25 protein-coding genes, 1 tRNA gene and 1 riboswitch are annotated in these 26820 nt (G+C 73.0%); of the genes, 15 read left to right on the plus strand and 11 right to left on the minus strand.

The features are described from left to right. Positions 1-56 precede the first annotated feature (56 nt). Entirely contained in the window at positions 57-722 is a 666-nt protein-coding gene (locus ABTY62_RS39755) for a DUF1707 SHOCT-like domain-containing protein (RefSeq protein WP_352134249.1), read from the plus strand. Between the two features lie 38 nt (positions 723-760). Here the strand turns inward: ABTY62_RS39755 and ABTY62_RS39760 are convergent, their stop codons facing one another. After that, complete coding sequence (locus ABTY62_RS39760) at positions 761-2068, minus strand: SGNH/GDSL hydrolase family protein (RefSeq protein ID WP_352134250.1); 1308 nt, start codon at positions 2066-2068, stop codon at positions 761-763. Positions 2069-2418: 350 nt separating this feature from the next. On the opposite strand from ABTY62_RS39760, the gene ABTY62_RS39765 reads away from it, so the two are divergent. The 5 genes from ABTY62_RS39765 to ABTY62_RS39785 all read left to right on the plus strand — a co-directional run bounded on the left by ABTY62_RS39765 (position 2419) and on the right by ABTY62_RS39785 (position 6816). Further along, on the plus strand, positions 2419-3732 hold the full coding sequence (locus ABTY62_RS39765; protein ID WP_311727295.1) for a DUF445 domain-containing protein: 1314 nt from the start codon (positions 2419-2421) through the stop codon (positions 3730-3732). A gap of 86 nt (positions 3733-3818) precedes the next feature. Further along, complete coding sequence (locus tag ABTY62_RS39770; RefSeq protein ID WP_352134251.1) at positions 3819-4646, plus strand: class E sortase; 828 nt, start codon at positions 3819-3821, stop codon at positions 4644-4646. A 78-nt stretch (positions 4647-4724) separates the two neighbouring features. Then, entirely contained in the window at positions 4725-5051 is a 327-nt protein-coding gene (locus tag ABTY62_RS39775) for a DUF6412 domain-containing protein (RefSeq protein ID WP_352134252.1), read from the plus strand. 86 nt (positions 5052-5137) lie between these two features. Further along, entirely contained in the window at positions 5138-5878 is a 741-nt protein-coding gene (locus ABTY62_RS39780; RefSeq protein WP_352134253.1) for a YidC/Oxa1 family membrane protein insertase, read from the plus strand. Positions 5879-5958: 80 nt separating this feature from the next. Then, positions 5959-6816, plus strand: coding sequence for a fumarylacetoacetate hydrolase family protein (locus tag ABTY62_RS39785; RefSeq protein ID WP_352134254.1), 858 nt, complete (start codon positions 5959-5961; stop codon positions 6814-6816). Here ABTY62_RS39785 and ABTY62_RS39790 read toward each other — a convergent pair. Continuing rightward, positions 6803-7909: a Gfo/Idh/MocA family protein gene (locus ABTY62_RS39790; RefSeq protein ID WP_352134255.1), complete on the minus strand. Its 1107-nt coding sequence runs from the start codon at positions 7907-7909 to the stop codon at positions 6803-6805. The genes ABTY62_RS39785 and ABTY62_RS39790 overlap by 14 nt on opposite strands. 67 nt (positions 7910-7976) lie before the next feature. On the opposite strand from ABTY62_RS39790, the gene ABTY62_RS39795 reads away from it, so the two are divergent. After that, complete coding sequence (locus ABTY62_RS39795) at positions 7977-9167, plus strand: ROK family transcriptional regulator (RefSeq protein WP_502997611.1); 1191 nt, start codon at positions 7977-7979, stop codon at positions 9165-9167. Positions 9168-9321: 154 nt separating this feature from the next. After that, positions 9322-10272: a hypothetical protein gene (locus ABTY62_RS39800; RefSeq protein ID WP_352134257.1), complete on the plus strand. Its 951-nt coding sequence runs from the start codon at positions 9322-9324 to the stop codon at positions 10270-10272. A gap of 15 nt (positions 10273-10287) precedes the next feature. Here ABTY62_RS39800 and ABTY62_RS39805 read toward each other — a convergent pair whose 3' ends face one another. Next, positions 10288-10452 carry an antitoxin gene (locus ABTY62_RS39805; RefSeq protein ID WP_352134258.1) on the minus strand — a complete coding sequence of 55 codons (165 nt, stop codon included), beginning with the start codon at positions 10450-10452 and terminating at the stop codon, positions 10288-10290. Between the two features lie 277 nt (positions 10453-10729). Here ABTY62_RS39805 and ABTY62_RS39810 point away from each other — a divergent pair, with 277 nt between their 5' ends. The 3 genes from ABTY62_RS39810 to ABTY62_RS39820 all read left to right on the plus strand — a co-directional run bounded on the left by ABTY62_RS39810 (position 10730) and on the right by ABTY62_RS39820 (position 12510). Continuing rightward, positions 10730-11509, plus strand: a complete 780-nt coding sequence (locus tag ABTY62_RS39810) for an HAD-IIA family hydrolase (protein ID WP_311727285.1) — start codon at positions 10730-10732, stop codon at positions 11507-11509. A gap of 123 nt (positions 11510-11632) precedes the next feature. Continuing rightward, positions 11633-11914, plus strand: a complete 282-nt coding sequence (locus tag ABTY62_RS39815) for a hypothetical protein (protein ID WP_352134259.1) — start codon at positions 11633-11635, stop codon at positions 11912-11914. Continuing rightward, complete coding sequence (locus tag ABTY62_RS39820; RefSeq protein ID WP_502997612.1) at positions 11911-12510, plus strand: sortase domain-containing protein; 600 nt, start codon at positions 11911-11913, stop codon at positions 12508-12510. The genes ABTY62_RS39815 and ABTY62_RS39820 overlap by 4 nt, the downstream gene beginning before the upstream one ends. Positions 12511-12554: 44 nt before the next feature. Here the strand turns inward: ABTY62_RS39820 and ABTY62_RS39825 are convergent, their stop codons facing one another. Together ABTY62_RS39825 and ABTY62_RS39830 are read right to left on the minus strand one after the other, a co-directional pair. Next, the gene (locus tag ABTY62_RS39825; protein WP_352134261.1) at positions 12555-13346 is read right to left on the minus strand and encodes a CbtA family protein; all 792 of its coding nucleotides are present in this window, start codon (positions 13344-13346) and stop codon (positions 12555-12557) included. A 15-nt stretch (positions 13347-13361) separates the two neighbouring features. Continuing rightward, a complete protein-coding gene (locus tag ABTY62_RS39830) occupies positions 13362-13580 on the minus strand; it encodes a CbtB domain-containing protein (protein WP_311727280.1) in 219 nt (72 codons plus the stop codon). Between the two features lie 37 nt (positions 13581-13617). Further along, a riboswitch (cobalamin riboswitch) is annotated at positions 13618-13754 on the minus strand. Between the two features lie 205 nt (positions 13755-13959). Here ABTY62_RS39830 and ABTY62_RS39835 point away from each other — a divergent pair. Beyond that, on the plus strand, positions 13960-15012 hold the full coding sequence (locus ABTY62_RS39835) for a glycoside hydrolase family 6 protein (protein WP_352134262.1): 1053 nt from the start codon (positions 13960-13962) through the stop codon (positions 15010-15012). A 54-nt stretch (positions 15013-15066) separates the two neighbouring features. Here ABTY62_RS39835 and glxA read toward each other — a convergent pair whose 3' ends face one another. The 3 genes from glxA to ABTY62_RS39850 form a co-directional block, all read right to left on the minus strand. Beyond that, the gene (gene glxA / locus ABTY62_RS39840; protein WP_352134263.1) at positions 15067-17025 is read right to left on the minus strand and encodes a radical copper oxidase GlxA; all 1959 of its coding nucleotides are present in this window, start codon (positions 17023-17025) and stop codon (positions 15067-15069) included. Positions 17026-17028: 3 nt separating this feature from the next. Next, the gene (locus ABTY62_RS39845) at positions 17029-18909 is read right to left on the minus strand and encodes a glycosyltransferase family 2 protein (RefSeq protein WP_352134264.1); all 1881 of its coding nucleotides are present in this window, start codon (positions 18907-18909) and stop codon (positions 17029-17031) included. Positions 18910-19105: 196 nt separating this feature from the next. Further along, positions 19106-19786 carry a FadR/GntR family transcriptional regulator gene (locus ABTY62_RS39850; RefSeq protein ID WP_352134265.1) on the minus strand — a complete coding sequence of 227 codons (681 nt, stop codon included), beginning with the start codon at positions 19784-19786 and terminating at the stop codon, positions 19106-19108. Between the two features lie 236 nt (positions 19787-20022). Here ABTY62_RS39850 and ABTY62_RS39855 point away from each other — a divergent pair, with 236 nt between their 5' ends. Continuing rightward, positions 20023-23250: a SpoIIE family protein phosphatase gene (locus tag ABTY62_RS39855; RefSeq protein WP_352134266.1), complete on the plus strand. Its 3228-nt coding sequence runs from the start codon at positions 20023-20025 to the stop codon at positions 23248-23250. Then, positions 23247-24701, plus strand: coding sequence for a purine-cytosine permease family protein (locus ABTY62_RS39860; protein ID WP_352134317.1), 1455 nt, complete (start codon positions 23247-23249; stop codon positions 24699-24701). Before ABTY62_RS39855 ends, ABTY62_RS39860 begins: the two co-directional genes overlap by 4 nt. Here the strand turns inward: ABTY62_RS39860 and ABTY62_RS39865 are convergent. Further along, a tRNA-Lys gene (locus ABTY62_RS39865) sits at positions 24663-24736 on the minus strand. The genes ABTY62_RS39860 and ABTY62_RS39865 overlap by 39 nt on opposite strands. Before the next feature lie 183 nt (positions 24737-24919). On the opposite strand from ABTY62_RS39865, the gene ABTY62_RS39870 reads away from it, so the two are divergent. Further along, positions 24920-25513, plus strand: a complete 594-nt coding sequence (locus ABTY62_RS39870; RefSeq protein WP_352134267.1) for a lytic polysaccharide monooxygenase auxiliary activity family 9 protein — start codon at positions 24920-24922, stop codon at positions 25511-25513. Positions 25514-25575: 62 nt separating this feature from the next. On the opposite strand, the gene ABTY62_RS39875 is transcribed toward ABTY62_RS39870, so the two are convergent. Then, positions 25576-25827, minus strand: coding sequence for a DUF397 domain-containing protein (locus ABTY62_RS39875; RefSeq protein ID WP_352134268.1), 252 nt, complete (start codon positions 25825-25827; stop codon positions 25576-25578). Further along, positions 25793-26728: a helix-turn-helix domain-containing protein gene (locus ABTY62_RS39880; protein ID WP_352134269.1), complete on the minus strand. Its 936-nt coding sequence runs from the start codon at positions 26726-26728 to the stop codon at positions 25793-25795. The genes ABTY62_RS39875 and ABTY62_RS39880 overlap by 35 nt, the downstream gene beginning before the upstream one ends. Positions 26729-26820 lie beyond the last annotated feature (92 nt).

A 26820-nucleotide genomic window follows, 5' to 3' on the forward strand; every position in this document is an offset into this window, starting at 1 on the left:
TGTTGGCCCCGCGCCACTAGTCTGTCCATATGACGAGCGGTGCATCCTCGGGGGACATGACACCCCAACCTCAGGCCGGGCTGGAGATGCGGGCCTCGGACGCCGAGCGCGAGCGGATCGCCGAGGTGCTCCGGGAAGCCGTCGCCGAAGGACGCCTCACCATGGAGGAGTTCGACGAGCGGCTGGACGCGGCGTACCGGGCCCGGACCCACGGGGAGCTCGAACCGCTCGTACGGGACCTCCCGGTGCCCGGCCGCCCCGCCGCCGACCTCGCGCCCGCGGCCGAGGGCGGCTGGGCGGAGCGGATCGGCTCTCCGCCGACCTCCCGGACCGGGATCGCCATCATGAGCGGTTTCCAGCGCAAGGGCGCCTGGACCGTGGCGCGCCGCTTCACTTCCTTCGTCTTCTGGGGCGGCGGGGAGATCGATCTGCGCGAGGCCCGCTTCGAGGATCGCGACACGGTGATCCGCTGCTTCGCGATCATGGGCGGGCTCCAGATCACGGCACCGCCGGACCTGGATGTGCATGTCAGCGGCGTCGGCATCATGGGCGCCTTCGACCACAGCGGGGCCGGTGACGGCGCACCGGACTCGCCGCGGGTGACCGTCACCGGGCTCGCGCTGTTCGGGGGCGTGGCCGTCGAGCGCAAGCTGCGCAGGGAGGAGCGCAAGCGCCTCAAGGAGGAGCGCAAGCGGCTCCGGCTCGAGGGCGGCGAGGACTGAGCGGCGGGGACTGAGCGGCGGGGCCTGACCGACACGGTCTAGAGGGCGGCGGCCACGCCGCCCTTCAGGTCCTGCGGGTCCAGCGCCCGCGCCATCGCCCGGTAGCCGTCGTCGCTGGGGTGGAGGTGGTCGCCCGAGTCGTACGACGGGCGCAGCCGCAGCGGGAAGATCGGGTCGCGCAGCGCCTTGTCGAAGTCGACCACGTCGTCGAAGACCCGGCCGGACCGGATCTGCGCGTTGACCTGCTGGCGCACGGCGTCCAGCTGCGGGGTGTAGCCGCGGTGGCCGTAGAAGGGCGCGAGGGTGGCGCCGATGACGCGCAGCCCGCGGGCGTGCGCCTGCTCGGTCAGCCGCCGCAGCCCGGCGACGATCGTGTCCGGGTCCGTCTCGTGCGGGGTGCGCAGTATGTCGTTGACGCCCAGCTCGATCACGACGGCCCTGACGCCCGTACGGGAGAGCACGTCGCGCCGGAAGCGGGACAGGGCGCTGGGGTTGTTCGGCGGGACCTGCGTGCCGTCGGACAGCACGCGGTTGCCGCTGATCCCCGAGTTGAGCACGCTGTAGCGGGGCGCTCCGGACTCGGTGCGCAGCCGCTCGGCGAGGAAGTCGGTCCAGCGGTGGTTGGCCCCGGCGGTGGAGGTGATGCCGTCGGTGATGGAGTCGCCGAGGACGGCGACGGCGCCCTGCGCCTCCGTGCTCCACACGTCCACGGCCGTCAGATAGCGCCAGTAGGGGCTCTGCTCGGTGTAGGCCACGCCGACGGTGTCCTCCGTACGGTCGCCGCGGGCCAGGTAGGAGGTCTGGCGGGCGTGCGGGTGGTAGGTCACCGAGCCGGACGCGCGCGGGGCGTAGGTGGTCACCAGCAGGTCGGCGTCGGCCGGGATGTCCAGCCGCACCGGGTCGCTGGTGACGGACTGGCCGGCCGGGATGGTCACCCAGGACTGCTCGCCGAAGGTGAGTCGGCGCATGGTGCCCGCGGTGGCGGTGGGGTTGCTGGGGGCGGCCGCCAGGGCCAGCGAGGCGTGCGTGATCGTCAGCGGGCGGGCGCTGTAGAGGTTGGACAGCTGGATGCGCGCCTGGCTGCCGCCGACACTGGTGTGGACGACGTTCCGTATCGACATGCCGGCGTAGCCCCGCAGGGTGTTCGGCTCGGCCGCCGCGGGGGAGGTGGACCAGGTGCCCACCCAGGAGCCGGCCGAGGCCGGGGCGGCGGAGCTGCGGGGGTTGGGGGTGGCGGCGTCGATGTTTCCGTCGCTGTTGCCGACTCCGACGAATATCGCGGTCGAGACGAGGACCACCACAGCCGCCAGCCCGGCGAGCACGGCGTAGGCCGTGCGTCTGGGCATGGGGGGCGCACTCATGGACGGGTGTCTCCTCGGGCAGACGGAGCCTGGGCTTGACGAAAGTGGACGGGAACGGCGAGAGAACAGCGACGCCGACGCGGTCCGGTCGGTCCACCATGATCCCATGGCGCGGGACGCGTTCGCCCGTCGGCCTGCCCCTGGCGTACGGGGTCGCTCGCCCACTCAGACGATGGGAACCCCCCGTACGTTCCACTCATAGGCGACTGAAATCAGGCGGCTGAAATCGGGCGACCGTGATCGGGCGGCTGCGATCGGGCGACCGTGATCGGGATCGGGGCAGAAAGAGACAATGACCGAGGGGACGGCTCGACCGGGTGGAGCGAATGGACCGGATGACGACGGGTGAGGCGGGCCAGCCGCCGCCCGCGGCCGCGAGGGCCGCCTTCTCCTCGGACAGCCCCCTGGACCTGGAGAAGCGCCGTGGCGTGCGCCGCATGAAGACGATCGCCACGGCGCTGCTGCTGGCCGTCGCCGTCGTGTACGCGCTGGCCACCTGGGCGCGGGCGGCGGGGGCGGGCGGCTGGGCCGGGTATGTGGCGGCGGCCGCCGAGGCCGGGATGGTCGGCGCCCTGGCCGACTGGTTCGCGGTGACCGCGCTGTTCCGGCGGCCCATGGGGCTGCCCATCCCGCACACCGCGATCATCCCGACCAAGAAGGACCAGCTGGGGGTGAGCCTCGGCGAGTTCGTCGGCGAGAACTTCCTGTCCGGGGACGTGGTGCGGATGCGGCTGCGGTCCGTCGGCATCAGCAGCCGGCTGGGCACCTGGCTGGCCGAGCCCGCCCACGCCGACCGGGTGACGGCCGAACTGGCGACGGCCCTGCGCGGCGCGCTCACCGTGCTGCGCGACTCCGACGTCCAGGCCGTGGTGGGCGAGGCGATCACCCGGCGCGCCGACGCGCAGGAGATCGCGCCGGGCCTCGGCAAGATGCTGGAGCGGATCGTCGCGGACGGCGGGCACCACCGGGCCGTGGACCTGGTGTGCGTGCGCGCCCACGACTGGCTGGTCGAGCACAACGAGTCGGTGATGGAGGCGGTGGCGGGCGGCGCGCCCGGCTGGACGCCGCGGTTCGTCGACCGGAAGGTCGGCGAGCGGGTCTACAAGGAACTGCTCCGGTTCGTCACCGAGATGCGCGACATGCCGGCGCATCCGGCGCGCGGGGCGCTGGACCGCTTCCTGAGCGACTTCGCGGGCGACCTCCAGTCCGACACGGACACCCGGGCGCGGGTGGAGCGGCTGAAGACGGAGGTGCTGGGGCGGGGCGAGGTGCAGGACCTGATCGCCTCGGCGTGGGCCTCCGTGCGGGCGATGATCGTCGCGGCGGCGGAGGACGAGCGCAGCGAACTGCGGCTGCGGGCGCGTGCGGCGATCCTCTCGCTCGGCGCGCGGCTGGCCACCGAGGAGCGGCTGCGGGCGAAGGTCGACGGCTGGCTGGAGGACGCGGCGGTGTACGTGGTCACCACCTACCGCGACGAGATCACCTCGCTGATCACCGAGACGGTGGCGGGGTGGGACGCGGAGCACACCTCCCGGAAGATCGAGGCGCACATCGGGCGGGATCTCCAGTTCATCCGGATCAACGGCACGGTCGTCGGCGCGCTGGCCGGGCTGGCGATCTATACGATCTCGCGGCTGGTCGGGGGGTAGGGGGGCGGCTTCGGGCTTCCGCGCGCCTCGCTATGGAGAGTGCGGGCCGCAGGGCCTATGGTGCCCCGACCGGAGGGAGGTCGGCGGTGCGACGGCAGCGGTTACCGGTGGTCGTACGGGGGCGGCGCCCGCGGCGGGCCGTCCTGGCGCGGGTCCTGTGGACCGGGGCGGAGCTCATCGTCACCCTCGGTCTTGTCATGCTGCTCTTCGTCGTCCACCAGCTGTGGTGGACCAACCGGCAGGCGCGGGAGGGCGCTCAGCGGGAGGTGGCCGCGCTGGAGCGGCAGTGGCGGAGCGGGGCGGGGGAGGGGGCCGGGGACGGCTCGGCCGAGGACCCCTCCGGCGGCTCCCCGGACGGGGCCTCGCCCGGGGCGGGTGCCCCGGACTCCGGCCGCGGGGCGGCCCGCACCTCCCCGGCGGCCACCGGAAACCGGGCCCCGCGCCCGGACCAGGCGTACGCCGTGCTGCGCATCCCGCGCATCGGGCTGACCGCCCCCGTGGCCGAGGGCATCAGCAGGGCCGGGGTGCTCAACAAGGGGTACGTGGGCCACTACCCGAAGACCGCGCAGCCGGGGCAGGCGGGCAACTTCGCGCTCGCGGGCCACCGCAACACGCATGGCGAGCCGTTCCGCCACCTCGACGAGGTGCGCCCGGGCGACACGGTCCGCGTCGAGGTCGCGGGCTCGCGTTATACGTACGTCGTCGAGCGGACCCTGGCGCGCACCTCGCCCTCCGACGGCACGGTCGTCGCGGCGGTGCCGTACAGCTCGACGCATCCGCGCTACCGCTACACCGAGCCGGGCCACTACATCACGCTGACGACCTGCACCCCGGAGTACACCTCCCGGTACCGGCTGGTGGTCTGGGGCCGGCTGAAGGCGGCCGAGCCCCGCACTGTCGGTGGCGGCGATTAGACTCGTCGGGAGTGGAGTAACGGAGGGGCGGGGCACGTGTGTTGTGGGGCACGTGTGTTGCGGGGGAGGGGGAGGCTGATGGTCCATCGCGTTGAAGTGGCGCGGATGCACCTCGGCGTGCTCCTGTTCCTGCTGACCGGATCGCTCCTCACCCACACCGGCCTGCTCAGCGCCGTCGCCCTCGCCGCGACCGCCGCGCTCGCGGCCGCGCTGCTGACCTGCGCCCTGCTGGCCGCGCGCTGTCTCGCCCCGCTTCCGCCGGGGCGAATACGCACCGCGATACGGGACCGGGAGCACCGCACGGCGTTCCTGGCCCAGCGGGATCCCGACGCCTCCGGCCGGCCGCGGCCGCGAGCGCCCGGCCGTCGCCTGCCGACGGCCGCGCAGGCGCTCCTCTCCCCGTAGCTTCTCCCCGTAGCTTCATCGCCGGAGCCCACGCGGCTCGTCACGCCGACTCATTCGACTGACGAGACCCTGTGGAGGGCTTTCCCATGTCTGTTTTCGCCGCGCTGGGCACGCTGCTGACCCGGCTCGCCGACTGTCTCGCACCGCTCTTCGGGGCGTCCGCGACGGCCGCCGCGATCGTCCTGTTCACGCTGTGCGTGCGCGCCGCGCTCCATCCGCTGGCCCGCGCGGCCGCGCGCGGCGAGAAGGCGCGGGCCGCGCTCGCGCCCAAGATGGCCGAGCTGAACCGCCGCCACAAGCGCGATCCGGAGCGGCTGCGGCGCGCCATGGCCGAGCTGTACGAGAAGGAGTCGGTCTCCCCGGTCGCGGGCTGTCTGCCGATGCTCCTTCAGCTTCCCGTCTTCTTCGTGATGTACCACGTGTTCTCCACCGGCAGCGGCGCCGGAGACCTCCTGGACCACACCCTGGCGGGCGCGCCGCTGGGCGGCCGGTGGGGCGGGGATCCGACCGGGCCGCACGGGCCGGTCTACCTCGCGCTGTTCGCGCTGATCGCGGCGGTCGCGACCTGGACGTACCTGCGCGCGCGGAAGGCCGCGGCGGACGCCCGGCCGGCGGACGCCCGGCCGGTGGGCGCCGGGATGGCGGCGGGTGCGGCCAAGGTGCTGCCCCTGCTGTCGTTCGGCACCCTGGTCACCGCCGCCGTGGTGCCGCTCGCGGCGGGTCTTTACCTGGCCACCAGCACGACCTGGACGGCGGTCGAACGGGCGCTGCTGCACCGCACGGTCCGGGTGGAGGGGGTCAAAGGAAGCGCGCGGTCCAGTAGGTGAACGGAGTCTTGCGGACTGGATGCCGCTCTTGTGAGGATCGACCAGCCAGGGCCGCCCTTCGACTTACGGGAGTCATCAGAATGAAGCTGCTGCGTGTCGGACCTGCGGGGGCGGAGCGCCCGGCGGTGCTCGACGAGACGGGCACCCCGCGCGATCTGTCGGGCCTGGTCAATGACGTCGACGGGGCCCTGCTCGCCGACGGGGCGGCGCTCGCCCGGATCCGCGAGGCCGTCGCGGCCGGGGAACTGCCCGCGCTGGACGCCGGGGACTCCCGGATCGGCCCGCCGCTGGGCCGGATCGGCAAGATCGTGTGCATCGGGCTGAACTACCACGACCACGCCACGGAGACCGGTGCCGCGATCCCCGAGGAGCCCATCCTCTTCATGAAGGCCCCGGACACGGTCGTCGGCCCCGAGGACACGGTCCTGGTGCCGCGCGGCAGCGAGAAGACCGACTGGGAGGTGGAGCTGGCCGTGGTCATCGGGCGCACGGCCCGCTACCTCGAGTCCGACGAGGAGGCCCTCGCCTCGGTCGCGGGCTACGCCATCGCCCATGACGTCTCGGAGCGCGCGTTCCAGATCGAGCGCGGCGGTCAGTGGGACAAGGGCAAGAACTGCGAGACCTTCAACCCCCTCGGCCCCTGGCTGGTCACCGCCGACGAGATCCCCGACCCCCAGGCTCTGGCCCTGCGGCTGTGGGTGAACGGCGAGCTGAAGCAGGACGGCACCACGGCGGACCAGATCTTCCCGGTGGCCCAGGTGGTCCGCTACCTCAGCCAGTTCATGACCCTCTACCCGGGCGACGTCATCAACACCGGCACCCCGGCGGGCGTGGCCCTGGGACAGCCGGACCCCAAGCCGTTTCTGCGGGCCGGGGACGTCGTCGAGCTGGAGATCGACGGGCTGGGGCGGCAGCGCCAGGAGTTCAAGGACGCGTGATCCGCACCGCCCGGCCCTCCGCTGCCGAGGTGCGGGCCGCCTCCAGGACGCGGAGGGCGGCCGCGGCCTCGGCGGCGGTGACCGGCGGGGCGGTGCCGTCGCGGAGGGCGGTGGCGACGGCTCGGTAGTACGCGGGGTAGTCGCCCGGGAGGGTCGGCACGGGCAGGCCGCCGCCGGTCAGGGGGGATTCCCCCGCGCCCAGCCGGCCCCAGGCGGCCTCGGGTTCGGCGCCCCAGGGGGTGCCGGTGCCGGGGCGCAGGCCCTCGCGGAGGGCGGCCTCCTGGGGGTCGAGGCCGTACTTCACATAGCCCGCCTGGCTGCCCAGGACCCGGAAGCGCGGGCCGAGCTGGGCGGTGATCGCGCTCATCCACAGATGGGAGCGGACGCCACTGGCGTGGGTGAGGGCGATGAACGTGTCGTCGTCGGTGCGGGCACCGGGGCGGCGCACATCGACCTCGGCGTAGACGGAGGCGACCGGCCCGAAGAGGGTGAGCGCCTGGTCCACGAGGTGGCTGCCCAGGTCGTACAGCAGCCCGCCGACCTCGGCCGGGTCGCCGGACTCGCGCCAGCCGCCCTTGAGCTGGGGGCGCCAGCGCTCGAAGCGGGACTCGAAGCGCTGCACCTCGCCGAGCGCGCCCTCGGCGAGCAGCTTGCGGAGCGTGCGGAAGTCGTTGTCCCAGCGGCGGTTCTGGAAGACGCTCAGCAGCAGGCCGCGGCGCTCGGCGAGCGCGGCCAGGTCCTCGGCCTCGGCGGCGGTGGCGGCGAGCGGCTTGTCGACGACGACCGGCAGCCCGGCCTCCAGGGCGGCGCGGGCGAGGGGGACGTGGGTGCGGTTGGGGGAGGCGATGACGACCAGGTCCAGCTCGCCGGCGCGCGCCCACAGCTCGTCGGCGGAGGCGGCGAGGCGCACCCCGGGGTACTCGTCGGCGGCCTGCCGCTGCCGCTCCGGGCTGGAGGTGACCACGGCGTCGAGGACGAGGCCGTCCGTGGCGGCGATGAGGGGGGCGTGGAAGACGGAGCCCGCCAGACCGAAGCCGATGAGGGCGACGCGCGCGGGGGTGGAGCCAGGGGTGCCGGTGCCGGTGTCAGCCATGGAACCACTTTGACAACAGTGTTGCGGAAGCGCAAGCGCGGGCCACAATGGTGCCGTGAACAGCGCGATGTCCTCGGCGGCCGGGCCCGGAGCCAGACCCGGTGCCGGACCCAGACCCGGGTCCGGAGCCAACCCTGGGCCGGGAGCCAATCTGTCCGCTCTGCGCGGGCACAACTCGGCCCTCGTCCTCGGCCTGCTGCGCGACGCGGGCGAGGGCGGGGTCAGCCGGCTCGAGCTGGCCGCGCAGACCGGGCTGACCCCGCAGGCCGTCAGCAAGATCACGGCCCGGCTGCGGGCGGACGGGCTGGCCGCCGAGGCGGGCCGCCGGGCGTCCACCGGCGGCAAGCCGCCCGCGGTCCTGCGGCTGGTCCCGGGCGCGCGGCGGGCGGTCGGGCTGCATCTGGACCGCGATGAGCTGACGGCCGTCCTGGTCGACCTCGCGGGCGCGCCGATCGCCCGGCGCACGGCCCCCTTCGACTTCGGCGCGGGGGCCGCGGAGGCGGTCGCCGTGGCCGCCGACGAGGTCGAGGCGCTGCTCGCCGGGGCCGACGGCGGCCGCGACGGGCTGCTCGGGGTCGGGGTCGCCGCGCCCGGACCGCTCGACCACGGCTCCGGGGTGCTGCGCCGCGTCACCGGCTTCCCCCACTGGGACGGGCTCCCGCTGCGGGACGCGCTCGCCGCGCGGCTCGCCCTGCCCGTCGTCCTCGACAAGGACACCAACGCCGCCGCCCTGGGGCTCACCGTGGGCCGCGCCCGGCGGCGGTCCGCCGCCGGGCCGTTCGCGCCCGTGGCGTCGGCGCCGGAGTCGTTCGCGTATCTGCACCTCGGCACCGGGCTGGGCGCCGGTCTCGTCCTCGGAGGGGCCGTCCACCGAGGGGCCCGCACCGGCGCCGGGGAGTTCGGCCACCAGGTGATCCAGCTGGACGGGCCGCCCTGCGGCTGCGGCAACCGCGGCTGCCTGGAGGCGCTGTGCCTGGCCGCGGTCGCGGACGGCGATCCGGCCCGGGCGGCGCGCCTGCTCGGCGTCGGCGCCGCCAACCTCGTACGGCTGCTCGACATCGACCGGGTGCTGCTCGGCGGCCGGGTCGTGCTGGCCGCGCCCGAGCCGTACGCGCGCGGCGTCGCCGAGACGCTCGCCGCGGACGCGGCGCGGGCGGGCGGGCGTACGGTCCCGGTGGAGGTGGTCGGCCGGGGAGGCGGGGCGGTCGCGGAGGGCGCGGCACAGCTGGTGCTGGCGCCGCTGTTCGCGGTGGGATGACCGGCCGATGATCTGAAAGGGGGATGGTGTGATGGGCTGAACGGGGGAATCGCCGACCGCCGAACGGAGGCAATCCGCCCGGGCCGCCGCGTGTCGCTCGCCCGGGGTGGAATGCAGCAGGGCACTCGGGAAACCACCGCCGCAGAGGTCGCCCATGCGCTCGCCCTCCACCCTCGCCGTCCGAGCCGCCCACTCCGCCGCCGTGCTCGCGCTCGCCTCGCCGGTCCTGTGGTGCGGGCCCGCCCCGGAAGCCGCCGCGTCCGTGCCGGTGTCCGCGTCCGTGCCCTTCTGCGGGCGGCGGGGGAGCGCCGACTTCCCGATCGACGCCCGGCTGTACGGCGGGCCGGCCCGGTACGCGCGGGGCGGCGGCTGGCGCGCCTGGCACCTGGAGCTGAGCAACACCACGGGCGCCGAGTGCCGCGCCATCCACCCCATCGCGATCCTCGTCGACCGCGGGCACGTGCTGCGGCCCCGCCACATCCGGATGGAGTTCCTGGACCCCGACGAGGGCGGCAGATGGCGGCCCGTCTCCTTCGAGATCACCGACGAGGACGAGAACATCGGGGTCTTCGACGTCCCCTTCCAGGGGTTCACCGTCCCCGCGCACGGGAGCGTGAAGGTGGCGGTGCGGTCCCGCTTCACCGGCGCCGCGCCGATCGGCCCCGTCACCGCGAACGTCATCACCATGCAGCGCCGCGCGGACGACGGGGACTGGGTCGGCCAGTCCGACGACTACGACTTCAGCGTCGAGGGCGCGAGGGACGCGAGGGGCGCGGGGGACGCGAGGGGCGCGGGGGCGGAGGAGACGGGAGAGGCCCGGACGGAGGGGGCCCGTACCGGCGCGCCCCGCACCGACGGGCCCCCTGCCGACCGCGAGCCCGGCGCCGATCAGAGGACCGGCGCCGACGGGCGCACCGAGCGCACCCGCGAGGAGGCCTCCGGCGGCACCGACCCGCGCGGCGAGGGCAGCAGTCGCGACCATCTGCCGCCGGAACTCGCCGCGACGGGCCGGGGCGCCGTGCTCCTCCGGCTCGCCGTCGTCAGCGGCGCGCTCGTCCTCACCGGCACCGCGCTGCTGGTCAAGGCCCGGCGGCTGAGGCGGTGAGGCCCGGCGCGGCCGCTACTGCCCGCGGGGCGGCCCGCCCCGGCGGCGCATCTCCTCGTCCAGCTTCTCCGCGCCGCTCCGGCGCTGGTCGGCGGCGCCCTTGTCGCTCTTGCGCGAGGCCTGCCGCGCCCGCTCCTGGCCTTTGTTGATCGCTTCCTTGAGCTTGTCCTTGATGCTCATCTGAATCTCCTTCGCGGGGGAGCGGAAGAGGCCCGTCGGGACGCGGCCCTGCACCAACAGGATCGGCCGCCCGCCCGGCCCTGTCGCGCCGGGCCGCCCGCCGCGGCCCCACGGCGGCCCCGCAGCGGGTGCTCAAACAGGTCTACCGAGGTCAGAAGGGGACCGGGGCGGTCCGCTCCGGGCGCGGCTGACTACGCTTGGCTCGTCGGCACCGCTCGCAGTGGCGCGGCCGGTGTCCCCACTCACGCGTTACTGGCGCATGGCAGGAGTGTCCGCAATGGCAGAGCGCAAGCCGATCGAGTCCTGGCTCACCGACATGGACGGGGTGTTGATGCACGAGGGCATCCCGGTGCCCGGGGCCGACGCCTTCATCAAGCGGCTGCGCGAGTCCGGCAAGCCCTTCCTCGTGCTCACCAACAACTCCATCTACACCCCGCGCGATCTGCACGCCCGGCTGTCCCGGATCGGCCTCGACGTGCCGGTCGCCAACATCTGGACGTCCGCGCTGGCCACCGCGCAGTTCCTGGACGACCAGCGGCCCGGCGGCACGGCGTATGTCATCGGCGAGGCGGGGCTGACCACGGCCCTGCACGACATCGGCTACGTCCTCACCGACGTCGAGCCGGACTACGTGGTGCTCGGCGAGACCCGTACGTACAGCTTCGAGGCGCTCACCAAGGCCATCCGCCTGATCGACAACGGCGCCCGCTTCATCGCCACCAACCCCGACGAGACCGGGCCCTCCGCGGAGGGCGCGCTGCCCGCGACCGGTTCCGTGGCCGCGCTGATCACCAAGGCGACGGGGGCCGAGCCGTACTTCGTCGGCAAGCCGAACCCCCTCATGATGCGGGCCGGGCTGAACGCGATCGGCGCGCACTCCGAGAGCAGCGCGATGATCGGCGACCGGATGGACACCGATGTGCTGGCCGGTCTCGAGGCGGGCATGGAGACCTTCCTGGTGCTCACGGGGGTCACCCAGCCCGATGAGATCGACCGGCACCCCTTCCGGCCGTCCACGGTCGTGAACTCCATCGCGGACCTGGTCGAGCGGATCTGACGCCCGCCGGAACGCGCTGGAACGTACCGGAGCGCGTCTGACCCGTACGGAGCAGCCGGGGGCCGCAGCGGATGCGGCTTCCGGCGGTGCGCGTGAGCCTCGGTGGTATCAGGAGGTTTCACCATGCGCCCGCTCGCCCTCACGCTCCGTATGGCCGTCTGTGCGGCGGCGGTGGTCATGGCCATCGCCGGTCCCGCCGTCGCGGACCAGGAGGACGCCGCCCCCGCACGCCCCGGCCATGTCCACCGCGCCCACTCGGACCTCGCCCCGGCCGACGACGCGGCGCGCCGCGGCCTCGGCGGGGCCGAGGCGTACGGCCTGGCGCTCTCCGGAGCCACGGCGCTGGCCGTCGCCGGGCTGGCGGTGCGGCGCCGCCGTCGCCCGGTCGCCGCGGCGTCGGGCTGACGGCGGTGTATGGGAAGCGGCCCGGCGGCGTCGGCCGGGCGAGGGCGATCGCGGGGGTGGCCTGGGCGGCGCTGCTGCTCGGACTGTGGCTGTGGGGCCATGACGCGGCGGAGGGCCTGGGCGGAGCGGTGCCGTTGACGGGGGATGTGGCGGCCGTGGGGCGCCCGCCCACGCATCCGCTGCCCAGGGCCTGGCACCCGCTGCCGGCCGCGCCCGCGCGTCGTGTCGTCGTCGAGTCGGCGGGGATCGCGGCGCCGGTCGCCGGCCAGGGCCGGGACGGGAGCGGGGGCTGGTACGAGATGGGGGCGCGGCCGGGCGCCTCGGGGGCGGCGGTGCTGGTCGGGCCGGCCGACGCGGGGCTCCTCCGCCGCCTCGGCGGGGTCAGGCGCGGCGACGCGGTGCGGGTGTCCCGGGCGGACGGGACGGTGGCCGAGTTCACGGTCGAGGACGTCGCGATGGTCACCGCCACGCGGTTCGACGCGCGGCGGGTGTACGCGGCGCGGGCCGGGGGCCGCGCGGAGCTGCGGCTGCTCGCGGGCGGCGGGGCGGGCGGCGGAACGGTGGTGGTGTCGGCGTATCTGACGGGGAGCCGGTAGGCGGGAGCCGGTGGGCGGGGAAGCCCGCCCACCGGGCCCGAGGGTTACGCCGCGGTCGGGACCGGGTCCGGCCGGTGCGTCGTCGTGCCGCGCTCGCGCAGGGCGCGGAGGCCGAGGGCGCCGAACGTGGCGCCGAGGACCGCCCACATCACCGCGTGCGAGGCGAACGAGAGCATCCGGAAGTCCCAGAGGAGCGTGGACTCGACGGGGACCGGGTCGGGGTTGTCGGGGAGGGCGAACAGGGCGAGGAGCACCGCGACGACGGTCGCGGCGACCGCCGTCTGGGCCACGGCGGGACCACGGCCCGCCGCCGTCAGCCGGACGTGCACCAGCCGGGCGAGCACCATGCCGAGCACGCCGATCGCCACCGCGGCGATCCACATTGCCTGGCGGTCGCCGACCGTGCCCGCGTCGCCGACGCCCGGCGGGTTGGCCGGGTAGCGCAGGCCTGGCAGGAGCGAGAGGCCGGCGAAGCCCGCCGCGGCGAGGGTGAGCGCGCGGGGCCAGGGGCGTGCGGAGGCGTCGGATCCGCGGTGGACGAGCGCGTGCGCGACCGCGAAGAAGACGCCGAGCGCCAGCCCGACGACCACGGCGGTGACGACGAGGCCGAAGTGCTGGGTGCCGCGGGAGAACAGCTCCTCGTGGTGGGTGACCGCCGCGGCCGCGGCGGCGTGCGAGTGCTCGCCCTCCTGGCGTTTCTCCTCCAGCCGGATGGCACGGTCCATCAGGGGCTCGGCCAGCAGCAGGGAGAACAGCCCGGTGGCGAGGCCCGCGAGGGCGCCCGCCGCCAGGCCCCGCCGGAGCAGGGGGAGTACGGGAACGTGACCGTCTGCCATGGGGTGCCGGACCCCTCAGTGGCAGGGGGCACCGAAGAGGTGCCGGCCGTCGTGCGAGAACTCGTGCAGATAGTCGCCCGTCGCCGAGATCAGCGAGCCGTTGTCGATGAAGACCGCGTACAGGGCGATGAGAGCGAGGATGACCGCGCCGGCCGCGATCAGCCAGTCGCGGGTGCGGGCGGTGGCGGCCGAGACGGCCGCGGGGTCGGTGTGCCGTGCCGTGTGCAGGGACATCCGCTGTTGCCTCCTAGTGGGGTTTCCACGCCCCTCAGCAGGAAGGAGAACGACGGCCAGTTCCTGACTCCCGGGAAGTGCGGCGCCGTTCGCGCGCGCCGACTCCTGGTCACAGTGGCGGGACCGTCCCGGATTCGCACCGGGTTCCTGTACGCCGTCGTCTCGTTGTGTTGACTTGTCGCATCGGAGAGTCCCAGGCGGACGGGTACCTGTCAACCGGGCCCGGAGGGGCCGCTTCGCGCCGTACGGGCGAATTCACGCAAAGGGCTGTGGATAACCCCGTGAGGGCCGGTGTGGTGTGTAAGCATGGTTTCGACCGGTCTTGTCCTACCGGGGGCCTGAGGGGTGTCCCCCGGAGCGTGCACCCAAGGGGGAGTGGATGTACGGGAGTTACACCGGCCGTCGGCGAGGGGCTGTCCGTGCCGGGGCGGCGGTGGGGGCGCTGCTGTCGCTCGTGACGCTCTCCGGCTGCTTCGGCTCGTCGGGTTCCGGGCGTTCCGATCGCGAGGAGGAGGCGATCGCGGCGGCGAGGCCCGCACAGCGGCCCAGGAATGTCGTGCCGTATTGGGTGAACCCGGACGGCGCCGCGGCCCGGCAGGTCGCCGCGTACCGCAGGAAGGGGGAGACCGTCGAGGCGAAGCTGATACAGAAGATCGCCGCGCAGCCGGTCGCGGAGTGGCTGGGGGTGGACGACCCGGAGGGCCAGGCGCGGGGGTTCACCGAGGCCGCCGTGTCGGAGGAGCGTGACGCGCTGCTGGTCTTCTACAACATCCCGCACCGCGACTGCGGCCAGTACTCGAAGGGCGGCGCCGCCGACGGCAACGCGTATCGCGCCTGGCTGGACAAGGCGGTCAGGGGCATCGGTGACCGGGCCGCCACGGTCGTCCTGGAGCCGGACGCACTGCCCCACGCGGTGGACGGCTGCACGCCCAGGCGGTTCCTCGAGGAGCGTTACGACCTGCTGACCGGGGCCGTGGACAAGCTCAAGGGGCTGCCCCGCACCAAGGTCTATCTGGACGCGGGGAATCCGCACTGGATCAAGGATCCGCGCCGGATGGCCGAGCCGCTGCGGCGCGCCGGGCTGAAGAAGGCCGACGGCTTCGCGCTCAACATCGCCAACTATCAGACCACCGCGGACAACAAGGCGTACGGCAGGAAGCTCTCCGCCCTGGTCGGCGGAAAGCCCTTCGTGATCGACACCAGCCGCAACGGCAATGGGCCGGTGCCGGGCAAGGAGGACCCCGAGGCCTGGTGCAACCCCAAGGGGCGGGCGCTGGGCGAGACGCCCACGGTCCGCACGGGCGACGCCGCGGTCGCCGCGTATCTGTGGATCAAGCGTCCGGGCGAGTCGGACGGCACCTGCAAGGGCGGCCCGCACGCCGGCCGATGGTGGCCGCGATACGCCCTCGACCTCGCGCGCAACGCGAAATAGCCGCGGCGCCGGGGAAGCTCGGCGCCGCGGCTGTCGGGCGGGGGATCGGGGCGGTCAGGGTTCGGGGGTGTCCTTCGAGGCGGGCACCTTCACCCACACCGCCTTCGACGGAGTCCCCTCCTCGTCCGCCGCCGTGAGCATGTACCACCCCGGCGGGACCAGCGACGAGTCCTTCGGGATCCGCACCGTGACGCTGTCCTTGCTCCTGACGAAGTCCAGGGCGATCGACCGCTGCTCGACATTGGTCACATGGGTGAAGGAACCGGGCCGGATCAGCCGCACCCGCTCGATGGCCGACGCGTGCGGGGTGCGGTAGGTGGCCTTCGCCCCGCGCTTGAGGGTCCGGGGCGCGGTGTCGGTCAGCTTGGGCCGTGCGTCGCGGAACAGATAGGGAGGGGTGTAGAGATCGATCTGCTGCTGGAACGTCCCCGGCTTGGTGTTGGCGTCGTCGCCGAACAGCGAGTCGGAGCCGAAGGTCATCACCCGTCCGTCGGGCAGCAGCAGCGCCCCGGAGTGGTAGTTGCGGCCCACCAGCGGGTCCGCCACGCCGCGCGCGGTGTTGCTCCTGGCGTCGTAGATCTCGGCCCGCAGCACATTGCTGCCGTCCCGCCCCCGGTAGTCGCCCGAGCCGTTGGTGGTCAGGACGGTGTCGTCCGGGAGGATGACACTGCTGGGGTAGCGGACCTCGGAGTAGAGCTTCGGCCCGTCGTGGAAGCGCGGCCGGTCCTCGCTCAGATCGACGATGCGGGTCTTCGCGGTGGACTTGGGGTCCTCGCCGACCCCGCCGCCGCCGATCACCATGTACCGCTGCCGCTGGGCCGGGGGCAGCAGCACGGACATCGACGTCTCCAGGGCGTCCGGGTCGCTGATGCCGGGCACGGCCTTGAACGCGTTGGTCTTCAGGTCCCAGAGGCCGGGGGTGCGGCCCTTGTCGGCGGGGCCGTAGCCGGCGTTGGAGCCGGTGTAGAAGATCTTGCCGCCCTCGGCGAGGAACAGCGCCGGGTAGGTGGGGAAGAACCGCTTCTTGGGCAGGTACTTCCACTTCTTGGCCTTGGGGTCGTAGACCTCGTTCTTCCCCGGCACGACCTGGCCGATCTCGTCCAGGCCGGAGACCGAGAGCACCCGGCCGTCCTGAAGGGTGGTCAGGGTCGGGTACCAGCGGGCCTCGTTCATCGGATCGACGGGCACATACCGCTCGGCGACGGGGTCGAACTCGTACGCGTCCTTGATGCCCTGGAAGTCCTTCTTGTCGAAGGACAGCTTCTGCGCGATGCCGTAGAAGTTCTGCCGGTCCTTGCCCCGCAGCCCCGCGATCCGGTAGTTGTCCTCGGTGCCGGTCTGGTAGCGCGCTCCCTTGCGCAACGCCTCCACATAGACCCGGGCGGTGCTGGCGGTCACGGTGACCTTGCCGGTCTTGTCGTTCTTGGTCTTCTTGGCGCGCGGGACCAGGACCGGGTCCTTGGACTCGAAGGTCCTGCCGTTCTCCTTGCCGGTGAAGCGGGTGCCCGACGGGAAGGTCTTCGGCTTGTCCGGGTTCTCGTTGTGGACGAACATCAGGCCGCCGGCCTTCTCGACATCGCCCTTGAGCTTCTCGTAGCGCTGGGTGCCGCCCGCCACCAGCAGCTTTCCGTCCGGCAGCTGGGAGTGTCCGGCGCAGAAGAGGTCTTCGGGGGTGGGGATGTTCTTGAAGGTGTTCGTCTCCGGGTCCCACAGGACGCTCCGGAAGGACTTGGCGGCGAAGTTCTTGGCGTTGTTGCCCGAGCCGGCGACCAGCAGCACCTTGCCGGTGTGCAGCAGGGCGGCGTGGATCGTGTTGATCCGGTATTCCTCGGGGACGTTCACCACGGCCCAGTGGCCGTTCCTGGCCTTGTACTCCGGTTGGTTGATCTTGTATTGCTGGTATTTGTCCGAGCTGAACCGGTAGAGGGCCGGTCCGTTCATTCCGGCCAGCACGAACACAGCCGCCGCACCGATCCCGAAGCGGCGGGTGCGGCGACTCGGTCGGTACTTCACGTCTTATCGTCCCCCAAGGGATGCTTCGGCGGTCTGCTTCTCGGTCCGTTTCCCCTGGCGGACGGTCCACCGCCAGGCGACGATCGGCGCGGCCGTGACAGCCAGGGCAAGCGATGCCCAAACGGTCATCGCTGGATGACTGTGGCCGAAGTAGGAGGAAGAGGCGAGCGACCCGCCGAAGACCGCCAGGAAGAAAAGGTGAATCCGGAAGGTGCCGAAGAGCGTGTCGGGGCTCGCCGAGTCGCCCTTGGGCGTCACCACGAACCGGCTCTTGCGGCGCAGCACGGCGTCCATCAGCGAGCGGGCGTAGATCGGCGCGGAGAGCGCGGACATCACCATGCCGGCCACGCCCCCCGAGCCCTCCGGCTCGTGCGGGGAGACGTTGTGCCGCCGGTTCCAGACGTACAGGCCGATCTGGAGGGCCGAGGCGTTGCCGTAGAGCATCATCCAGATGGCGGAGTCGATCTGGAGGCCGGCGGCGCCGAAGCCGAGGAAGAGCGCGCAGCTGAGGGCGGCGAGAATCCAGTTGAGCGCCGACGCCGGATAGAAGATCACCATCAGTGTGTAGTTGAGGAGCCTGCCGGGCGGCAGGGTGAACGGCGCCTTCCAGAACTGCTTGAGGAGCGTCTCGTAGGTGCCCCGCGACCAGCGCAGCTGCTGGGTGAAGAAGTCGGTCCAGGCGGCCGGGCCCTCGCCGACCGCGAGCACGTCGGGGGTGTAGACGGAGCGCCACTTGCGGCCGGTGGCGGGGTTGCGGTGGCGGTGCAGCTCGAAGCCGGTGGCCATGTCCTCGGTGATCGAGTCGTACAGCCCGCCGATGCCCTTGAGCGCGCTGATCCGCACGGCGTTGTTGGTGCCGACGAACATGGGGCCGCCGTAGGCGTTCCCCGCGCGCTGGATGAGGGCGTGGAAGAGGAACTGCTGGCTCTCGGCGGCCTTGGTGACGGCCGTGTCGTAGTTGCCGTAGACCTGCGGGCCGACCACGAAGGCCACGTCGGGGTCGCGGAAGTAGCCGAGCATCCGCTCCAGGTAGTTGGGGAGCGGTACGTGGTCGGTGTCGACGGAGGCGAAGTAGTCGTACGCGGCGCCGTGGGCGTCCAGCCAGGCGTTGTAGTTGCCGTGCTTGGTCCGGGCGCGGTGCGGGCCCTTGGGCCGGTTCCACCTCTCGACGCCCTTGCGGCTGAAGTGGCGTACGCCCAGGCGCGCGCAGACCGCCTTGACCGCCGGGTCGTCGCCCTCGTCGAGGAGCCAGACGTGCAGCGCTCCCCGGTGGCGCACGCGCACCGCCGCCTCCAGGGTCCTGGTCACCATCTCCAGCGGCTCCTTGCCGGGCACGAAGGAGGTGAGGAAGGCGACCCTGGTGCCGGCCTCGGGCACCACCGGGACCGGGTCGCGGGCGACCAGGGTGGCATGCGCGTTGGAGAGCACATTGAGCGTGCGGAACAGCTCGATCAGCCCGATGGAGACCAGCATCACCGTGTCCATGACGGCCATGACCGGGCCGACGCCCTCCCGGCTGCTCCAGTGGGCGGGCCGCATCAGCCACAGCAGCAGCCCCAGCGAGAGCAGGGGCGCGGCGCCGATCAGCAGTGAGGCGCGGATGCGGTGCGGCTCCTCGGCCAGCAGGCCGCGGTAGCGCACCCGATACGGTTTGGCTGAATTCGCGGCATCTTCGGCACCCGGTCGAGTGAGCGGGCCGGCGAGCCGGCTGTAGTGCTCGTAGTCGTACTTCGGCAGCGGCGGCCGGGGCCGGCGCCATGGGCGGCGGCCCCGGTGCTGCCGTGGGATGCGCAGCGGGATCGTTGTGGACGGATCGGCCGCGGACGGTTCGGTGGTGGACGGATCGTACGAATGCTGCCGGGCGCCGGTCGGCGTCGACGTCATGGTCATTCCCCCCGCACGCGAAAGCCGTTCGCGTGCCTGAGCCGTTCTCGTGTGCTCTCCCCCGAAACGGCCCCTCTCGGCCGTACGGGCACATTAGTGGAGGCAACCGACCATGCGGACATAGAACGACTACCGCGCAATACGCAACAGCGAGAATCAGACTTTTCCGGCGGGGAGCCGGATCATGGGTGACGGGTCATGGGTGGTGCGGGGAGCCCAGCCGCTCCCGGATGTCGCCGAAGTGATCGCGGACCGCGGCCTCGGCCCGTACGACATCGCCGCTGCGCACGGCCTCCAGGATCTCCCGGTGCTGCCGACAGGTGATCTTGGGGTCGGCGTGGCGGTCGACCAGATCGGTGCGCACCCGGTGGAAGGCGTCCCAGAACGCCTCCAGCATCTCGCTGAGCAGCCGGTTGTCCAGCCCGCGGTGGAGGGCGGCGTGGAAGGCCCGGTCGGTCTCGGCGTGCACCGCGCCCTCGGCGGCCTCCGCCTCCATCCGCTCGACCAGGGCGTCCAGCTCGGCCAGGTCGGCCTGGGGTATCCGCCCGGCCAGCCGCGCGATCAGCCCGGTCTCCACCGCCTCGCGCAGCTCCAGCAGCTGGAGCAGGCTGTCCTCGCCCCGGTAGTGGCCGGCGACGGTGCGGAAGATCAGCCCCTCGATCATCGGAGCCATCGACATCGGGCCGACGTAGGTGCCGAAGCCGTGCCGGATCTCGACGATGCCCATGGCCTGGAGCCCCTTGAGGGCCTCGCGCACGGAGTTGCGGCTGACGCCGAGCAGCTCCATCAGCTCGGTCTCGGTCGGCAGCGAGGCGCCGGAGGGCAACCGCTGGTCGACGATCAGGCGCTTGATGCGCTCCTGGATGTCGCTCGCCATGCCGCGAGTGTGCGCCGCCACAGCCACCTCCGATCCGATCAGCTTAGCGGGGCGCGCGGCCGGGTGGACCGCGGCGAGCGCCCTTGCCGGGCCGTCCCGTCCGGGGGCGCTTCCGTAAGTTGCCCGAGCATGTTGAAATGGGCCATACATGCTGCTACTGGCATAAGTAGGGCATTTACGTTCTCCCCAGGGGACTCGCGTGGCGCAGTCACCGCGGGCCCCCGTCGGCTGTCGGGGTGGTGCGGGAGCCGGTCTCCTCGCCACCGGGTGAGGTCTCGATGGAGGAGTGGCACGCGGCGAAGGCGACGGATCGCCCCCGGACCTGGAGCGAGGAGCGGCTCGCGCTGCTCTCGGCGGTCGACGCGGGGCTCACGGACCGCGAGGTGGTGCAGCACGCCCTGGACCAGGCGGTGGCGGAGCTCGGCGGCCTGGCGGGAGTGGTGCACTGGTCCTGCGGGCCGGCGGGGAGCTGTGCGCTGCGCCTGGTGCTCGCCACCGGGCTGCCCCGGCCCGCCTTCCGGGAGTGGGAGGAGATCCGCGAGGACGACGCCTCGCTCGCCCCGGTCCGCGCGGTGCGGGACGGCGGGTTCGTCTGGATGCCCGCGACGGCCCCCGGCGCCCCCGTCCCCGAGCCCTCCGTCCCCGAGCCCCCCGTCCCTGATACCCCTGCCCCTGATACCCCCGGGGCCGCAGTCCGTCTCTCGCGAGGGCGGTTGCCCCCGGACACCATGGTCGCCTCGGTCCCGCTGTCCGGCCCCGGGGCACGGCTGGGGGCGCTGTCCGTGCTCACCGGCCCCCGCGAGCCGACCGCCGCACAGCGGAGCTTCCTCGCGGCGGTGGCCGGCTGGGCGGCGGAGCGCCTCGCCCGTTCCTCCCCGCTGGACACCGAGCGCTACCCCTGGTGGCAGGAACAGGGGCGGGAGCAGCCGGGCGGATCCGACCTCCGGCTGGCCCTGGAAGCGGTCAAGATCGGCTCCTGGGAGTGGGGCATACGCACCGGCGACATGGTCTGGGACCAGGCGGGGCTCACCCTCCTCGGGATACCCGACGACTACGAGCACCGGATCGAGAGCTGGATCGACCTGGTCCACCCCGAGGACGTGCCGCGCGTGATGGCCGCCACCGAGGAGTCGCTGCGGACCCGCGGCATCTACGAGGCCGAGTACCGGGTCTGCCGCCCCGACGGAACCACCGGCTGGGTCCACAGCCGCGCCCATCTGGAGCTCGACGAGAACGGCGAACCCATCCGCATGATCGGCAGGGTCTGGGACACCACGGAGAGCCGGATCGCGCGGGAGTCGGTCGGCCGGGCGCTCCAGTACATGAGCGACGGGTTCCTGGCCGTGAACCGGGAGTGGCGGATCACCTTCCTCAACGTCGAGGCCGAGCGCCTGGTCGGCCCCGCCGGGGACGTACTCGGCCGGCTGCTCTGGGACGGCCCCGCGGGCACCGTCCCCGGTCTGGAGGGCCGCTGCCGCCAGGCCGCCGCCGACGGCAGGCCGGCGGGTTTCGACATCCAGTGGCCCACCGACGAGCGCTGGTACCACATCCGGCTGGTCCCGGTCCCCGACGGGCTGACGGCCTATCTCACCGACGTCACCGACCGGCGGACCCGCGCCGCGCGGCGTGAGGCCGCCGAGCGCGCCGCCGCCGAGCAGGCGGCGCGGATCAGCGAGCTGACGAGCGCCCTCGCCGAGGCGGTGACCACGCGCGATGTCGTCGATGTCGTCGCCGCGCACATCCTGCCGCCGTTCGGCGCCACAGGCCTGCTGATCCAGGCGATCGAGGGCGACCGGCTCCAGGTGGTCGGATCGGTCGGCTATCCGCAGAGCTTCCTCCAGATCGTCGACGGGGTTCCCGCGCTGAACGGCTACCGTCCGGTCAACGAGGTGGTCAGCTCGCGCCTTCCGCGCTTCATCTCCTCGGCCGCGGAGTACGCCGAGCTGTTCCCCGACCTGGCCGGGAACCCCGCGATCGCGGAGAAGAACGCATGGGCCCTGCTGCCGCTGATCGTCTCGGGCAATCTGATCGGCAGCTGTGTGGTCTCCTTCGACCGGCCCCGCCACCTCAGCGGGGACGAGCGCACCCTGCTCACCGCGCTCAGCGGCATGGTCGCCCAGGCCCTGGCCCGCGCGCGGCTCTACGACGCGGAGCACGCCCGCGCCCAGGCGCTCCAGCGCGGGCTGCTGCCCCGGGCCCTGCCCCCGTCCGCGGCCTTCACCGCCGCCGTCCGCTATCTGCCCGCCAGCAGCGGCACGGACGTGGGCGGCGACTGGTACGACGTCATCCCGCTGTCCGCGGAGCGGGTGGCCCTGGTCATCGGCGATGTGATGGGGCACGGGCTGACCGAGGCGGCCACCATGGGCCGGCTGCGCACCGCCGTGCACACGCTCGCCGACCTCGAACTGCCCCCCGAGGAGGTCCTCGCCCACCTGAACGACATCGTGAGCGACCTGGGCGACGACTCCTACGCCACCTGCCTGTACGCCGTGTACGACCCGGTCACCGGCGTGTGCTCGCTCGCGCGCGCCGGCCACCCCCCGCCGTTCATCGTGCGTCCGGACGGGTCGGTGGACAGCCTGGACCTGTCGCCCGACCCGCCCCTGGGCGCCGCCGAGCCCCCGTTCTCCACCGTCGAGCTGCGGCTGCCCGGCGACAGCCTGATGGTGCTGTACACCGACGGGCTGGTGGAGTCCGCCACCCGCGACATCGAGCGGGGCATCGCCGAGTGCTCCCAGGTGCTGACCCGCGGCCTCGGGCGGAGGCTCGCCGGTCTCCCGGCCGACGGCCCGCACACGGCGCACACGGCGCACACGGCGCACGCGGACGAGGGTCCGGCGGGGCCGCCGCCGGACCCCATCGCGGACCGCGAGCGTCTCGACCGCCTCTGCGACGTCCTGATCAGCGCCATGCTGCCCGCCCAGCAGCTGACCGCCGACGACACGGCCCTGCTCATCGCCCGCCTCCACCGGCTGCCCGCCGAGGACGTCGCCGTCTGGCCGCTGCCCGCGGACCCGGTGGCCGCCGGCCACGCACGCGAGTACGTCCGGGAGCAGCTGGCGGCCTGGGGCCTCGACGAGCTGGTCATGACCACCGAGCTGCTGGCCAGCGAGCTGGTGGGGAATGTCGTCCGGCATGCGAAGGGGCCGGTCCAGCTGCGGCTGCTCCGGGGCCGGGCGCTGGTCTGCGAGGTCTCGGACGGCAGCGCCACCGTGCCCCGGATCCGCCGGGCCGCCGACACCGACGAGGGCGGGCGGGGGCTCCAGCTCGTGGCGGCGCTCTCCCAGCGCTGGGGCACCCGCTACACCGCCCACGGCAAGTCCATCTGGACGGAACAGGCCATACCGTCCGCCTGCCCCCGGGTCCGGGAGGAACCCCGGACTCGGGAGGACCGCCGGGAGCGGGAGGCCGCGGCGTCGCGGGGGACGGCGGCCCAGGAGCAGGAGACGGGAGCGCTGGGATGACCGCACCGGCCGCGCCGGTGTACGGGGACGCGATCGCCAAGGTCGAGCCCTTCGGCACCGGCCATATCCCCGACCACGAGCGGCACGGCACGCCCCGGTCGCAGTTCTTCGTCTGGTTCGCCGCCGGGCTCAACTTCCCCATCGTGGTCCTCGGCTTCGCCGCCACCGGCTTCGGGCTGAGCCTCGGCGCGGCGATCGCCGCCATTCTGCTGGGCGCCCTCGTCGGATCGGCGCTGGTCGCGATGATGAGCCGGATGGGGGTGCGGCTCGGGGTGCCCCAGCAGGTCCAGGCCCGCGGACCGCTCGGCTACTACGGCAACTTCCTGCCCGTGGCCTATGTGAACGTGTTCGCGGGGATCGGCTGGGCGGCCGTCACCGCGATCCTGGGGGGCAAGGCCTTCGCCGAGCTGACCGGGGTGTCGTTCTGGCTGTGCGCGCTGGTGCTCATGGCGCTCCAGGCGGTGGTCTGCGTCTATGGCTACAACATGATCAACAGCCTTCAGCGGGTGCTGGCCTATGTCCTCACCCCGCTGTTCGTGCTGATCACCGTGGTGGCCCTGGTGCGCGGCGGCGGCGCGGCGCACCCCGCCCGGCACCCGGGCGGATCCCTCGGCGCCGGAGGCTGGATCACCTTCGCGAGCTGGTTCCTGGCCTTTCTGGTGGCCTGGGCGCCGTTCGCCTCGGACTACTCGCGCTATCTGCCGGACACCCCGGAGGTCGCCCGGCGGGCGGCCTGGTACACCGGGCTCGGCAACTTCGTCACCATCTCCTGGCTCGGCACGGTGGGGGTCCTGGTGGGCAGCGGGGCCCACGGCGCGGACCCGATCGTGGCACTGCACCGGCTGGCCGGGCCCTTCGCCGCCCCCGCGCTGATCGCGATCGCGGTGTCGGCCTTCGCGCAGAACTTCCTGAACATCTACGGCAGCGCGCTTTCCCTCCAGACGCTGCGCGTACCGGTGTCCCGGGTCGGTGCGGTGGTCTGCGTCAGCCTGCTGACGTACGGGGTCGTGCTGTGGGGCGCGGCCGGTACGGAGGCGAAGTTCGTCTCGTTCCTCAATCTCACTACGTACTTCATCGCACCCTTCGTCACCGTGCTGATACTCCACTACCTGCGCGGCGGCGGGTCCGACAGCCGCCGGGTCGGTGAGCTGTACGACCGCGGCCGGGTGCTGGAGTGGGGGATCGTGGCCTGGGCCGGCGGGGTGCTGGCGGCCGTGCCGTTCTGGAGTTCGCGGCTGTACACCGGCCCGCTCGCGGCCGCGCACCCCGGCTGGGGCGATCTGAGCATGTTCGTGGCGGCGGCCGTGGCCGCGGTGCTCTATCTGGCCCTCCACCGGCTGCCGCCGCTGTGGACATGCGACAGGGGCCCCTCGGAGAACCGAGAAGCCCCTGGTCAGTGGCTTAAGCCAAGGTGCGCCGCCAGGGACTCGAACCCCGGACCCGCTGATTAAGAGTCAGCTGCTCTAACCAACTGAGCTAGCGGCGCCTGCTGACGATTGAATCCTACCTGACCTGGCGGGGTGCTCCGGACCGGGCGCGTTCCATTGGTATGGACATGTCTCTGACTTGGTATGGACATGACCAAGAATTCGCCGCTACTCTGCGACTTGGTCTAGACCGCAATGCACTCGGCTCGCCGAAGCACTCCCCACGTCTTCAGGAGCGAAGCATGCGCAAGAAGATCAGCGCCGCTGTGATCGGCATCGGGCTCGCGGCGATCTCCGTCCTCACCACCGGCGGCAGCGCCTCCAGCCACGGCTACACCGACTCACCCATCAGCCGCCAGAAGCTGTGTGCCAACGGCACCGTCACCAACTGCGGCGACATCCAGTACGAGCCGCAGAGCGTCGAGGGCCCCAAGGGCTTCCCGTCCGGCGGTCCCGCGGACGGCACCCTCTGCGCGGGCGGCAACAGCAGGTTCTCCCAGCTGGACGACCCGCGCGGCGGCCAGTGGCCGACCACCAAGGTCAGCTCCGGGCAGAGCTACACCTTCAACTGGCGCTTCACCGCCGTGCACGCCACGACGGACTTCAAGTACTACATCACCAAGAACGGCTGGAACCCCAGCCAGAAGCTCACCCGGGCGAGCCTGGAGTCCGCGCCGTTCCTGACCGTCCCGTACAACGGTCAGCGGCCGCCGACCACGTTCTCCCACACGGGCACCCTCCCGAGCGGCAAGTCCGGCCGGCACCTGATCTTCGCCGTGTGGACGATCGCCGACACCTCCAACGCCTTCTACGCGTGCTCGGACGTGCAGTTCTGATGGGCCCACGGGCCTGAACAACGCGGAGCCCGGCCCGCCGTCGGACCGGGCCCCGCGCCGTCTCACGCGTCGTACCGGCCCGCCTTCACGCCGCGTACGAAGGCGGCCCAGACGGCCGGGGCGGCGCCGAGGACCGCGCCCGGGTCGTCGCTCTCGCGCAGCCGGACCAGGCCGTCCCACGCGGCGACCTCGACACACTGGCCCTCGCCCACGGAGTGCGAGGACTTGCGCCAGCGCGGGCGGGCCGCGCCGGCGGGCGGATACGGGCTCGGGGCCGCGTCATGCGGGTTCTCGGGTAACTCGGGGATGTTCATGGTGTGGGGCCCTCTTTCCTACGAGATCGTCGAGGAGGGCCTTCGTCTCATCCGGCGACAGCGCGCTGTCGACGATGTGGCCGAAGGCGTCGGCGAAGACATTGACGTCGTCGGCTCCTTCGACGTACACGGGGCCGCGCAGGTTCTCCTGGGTGACCACGTCCGGCATCGGACCGGGGAACTCCACGAGCGTGAAGGCGCCCGCGTCCCCCGGGTTGGGCGCGGCGTCGATCGGCATCACCTGGAGCGTGACCGTGGGCCAGTCCGCCACGTCCCGCAGCCGCCGCAACTGCTCGGTCATGATGGCCGGGCGGCCGGCGAACCGCCGGTGCAGGGCCGCCTCATGGATCACGGCCCACAGCAGCAGCGGAGCGCGCGGGCGCGTCAGCACCGCCTGGCGGGCCAGCCGCACCTCGGCGAGCGCGGCGACCTCCGCCTCGGTGCGGGCGACCGCGTTGGCGGCGATCGTCTCCCGGGCGTAGTCGGGCGTCTGGAGCAGGCCGGGAACGACCAGCGGGGCGTAGTCGCGGACGCGTTCGGCGTCGCTCTCCAGCGAGATGTAGTCGGCGTACGCGGGGGCGACCACGCCGCGGTAGGTCTGCCACCAGCCGCGCTTCCCGGCGTCCTTGGCCAGCCTCTCCAGCGCCGCGCGCACCTCGGCGTCGCTGATCGCGTAGGCCTCGAGCAGGGTGGCGACCTCGGTGGCGCGGATCGTGGCGTTCGCGTTCTCTATCCGCGACAGCTTGGGGGCGCTCCAGCGGCGGGCGTCCGCGCGCCCCCTCTGGGCCGCGTTCAACGCCTCGGCGGCCGCGTCCAACGTCATCCCCGCTTCGGTGCGCAGCTTCCGCAGAGTGGACCCCAGCCGCCTGCGCCGCACGGTGGGCACTGGGTGGTAGGACATACCGCCAGTCTGACGTATCGCCAACTACGACGACCAGGCGGCATATGCCAGTCTTGTGTGAGTGGGTCGAAACATTGCGAGTAGCACGGACA

The organism is Streptomyces sp. NPDC097640 (assembly GCF_040302705.1).
Taxonomy (GTDB): Bacteria; Actinomycetota; Actinomycetes; order Streptomycetales; family Streptomycetaceae; genus Streptomyces.

Coding starts and splice junctions, on each gene's coding strand:
- ABTY62_RS39755 (WP_352134249.1), top strand. CDS start 57: ATGACACCCCAACCTCAGGCCGGGCTGGAGATGCGGGCCTCGGACGCC.
- ABTY62_RS39760 (WP_352134250.1), bottom strand. CDS start 2,068: ATGCCCAGACGCACGGCCTACGCCGTGCTCGCCGGGCTGGCGGCTGTG.
- ABTY62_RS39765 (WP_311727295.1), top strand. CDS start 2,419: ATGACGACGGGTGAGGCGGGCCAGCCGCCGCCCGCGGCCGCGAGGGCC.
- ABTY62_RS39775 (WP_352134252.1), top strand. CDS start 4,725: ATGGTCCATCGCGTTGAAGTGGCGCGGATGCACCTCGGCGTGCTCCTG.
- ABTY62_RS39780 (WP_352134253.1), top strand. CDS start 5,138: ATGTCTGTTTTCGCCGCGCTGGGCACGCTGCTGACCCGGCTCGCCGAC.
- ABTY62_RS39785 (WP_352134254.1), top strand. CDS start 5,959: ATGAAGCTGCTGCGTGTCGGACCTGCGGGGGCGGAGCGCCCGGCGGTG.
- ABTY62_RS39790 (WP_352134255.1), bottom strand. CDS start 7,909: ATGGCTGACACCGGCACCGGCACCCCTGGCTCCACCCCCGCGCGCGTC.
- ABTY62_RS39795 (WP_502997611.1), top strand. CDS start 7,977: ATGTCCTCGGCGGCCGGGCCCGGAGCCAGACCCGGTGCCGGACCCAGA.
- ABTY62_RS39800 (WP_352134257.1), top strand. CDS start 9,322: ATGCGCTCGCCCTCCACCCTCGCCGTCCGAGCCGCCCACTCCGCCGCC.
- ABTY62_RS39805 (WP_352134258.1), bottom strand. CDS start 10,452: ATGAGCATCAAGGACAAGCTCAAGGAAGCGATCAACAAAGGCCAGGAG.
- ABTY62_RS39810 (WP_311727285.1), top strand. CDS start 10,730: ATGGCAGAGCGCAAGCCGATCGAGTCCTGGCTCACCGACATGGACGGG.
- ABTY62_RS39815 (WP_352134259.1), top strand. CDS start 11,633: ATGCGCCCGCTCGCCCTCACGCTCCGTATGGCCGTCTGTGCGGCGGCG.
- ABTY62_RS39825 (WP_352134261.1), bottom strand. CDS start 13,346: ATGGCAGACGGTCACGTTCCCGTACTCCCCCTGCTCCGGCGGGGCCTG.
- ABTY62_RS39830 (WP_311727280.1), bottom strand. CDS start 13,580: ATGTCCCTGCACACGGCACGGCACACCGACCCCGCGGCCGTCTCGGCC.
- ABTY62_RS39835 (WP_352134262.1), top strand. CDS start 13,960: ATGTACGGGAGTTACACCGGCCGTCGGCGAGGGGCTGTCCGTGCCGGG.
- ABTY62_RS39845 (WP_352134264.1), bottom strand. CDS start 18,909: ATGACGTCGACGCCGACCGGCGCCCGGCAGCATTCGTACGATCCGTCC.
- ABTY62_RS39850 (WP_352134265.1), bottom strand. CDS start 19,786: ATGGCGAGCGACATCCAGGAGCGCATCAAGCGCCTGATCGTCGACCAG.
- ABTY62_RS39860 (WP_352134317.1), top strand. CDS start 23,247: ATGACCGCACCGGCCGCGCCGGTGTACGGGGACGCGATCGCCAAGGTC.
- ABTY62_RS39870 (WP_352134267.1), top strand. CDS start 24,920: ATGCGCAAGAAGATCAGCGCCGCTGTGATCGGCATCGGGCTCGCGGCG.
- ABTY62_RS39875 (WP_352134268.1), bottom strand. CDS start 25,827: ATGAACATCCCCGAGTTACCCGAGAACCCGCATGACGCGGCCCCGAGC.
- ABTY62_RS39880 (WP_352134269.1), bottom strand. CDS start 26,728: ATGTCCTACCACCCAGTGCCCACCGTGCGGCGCAGGCGGCTGGGGTCC.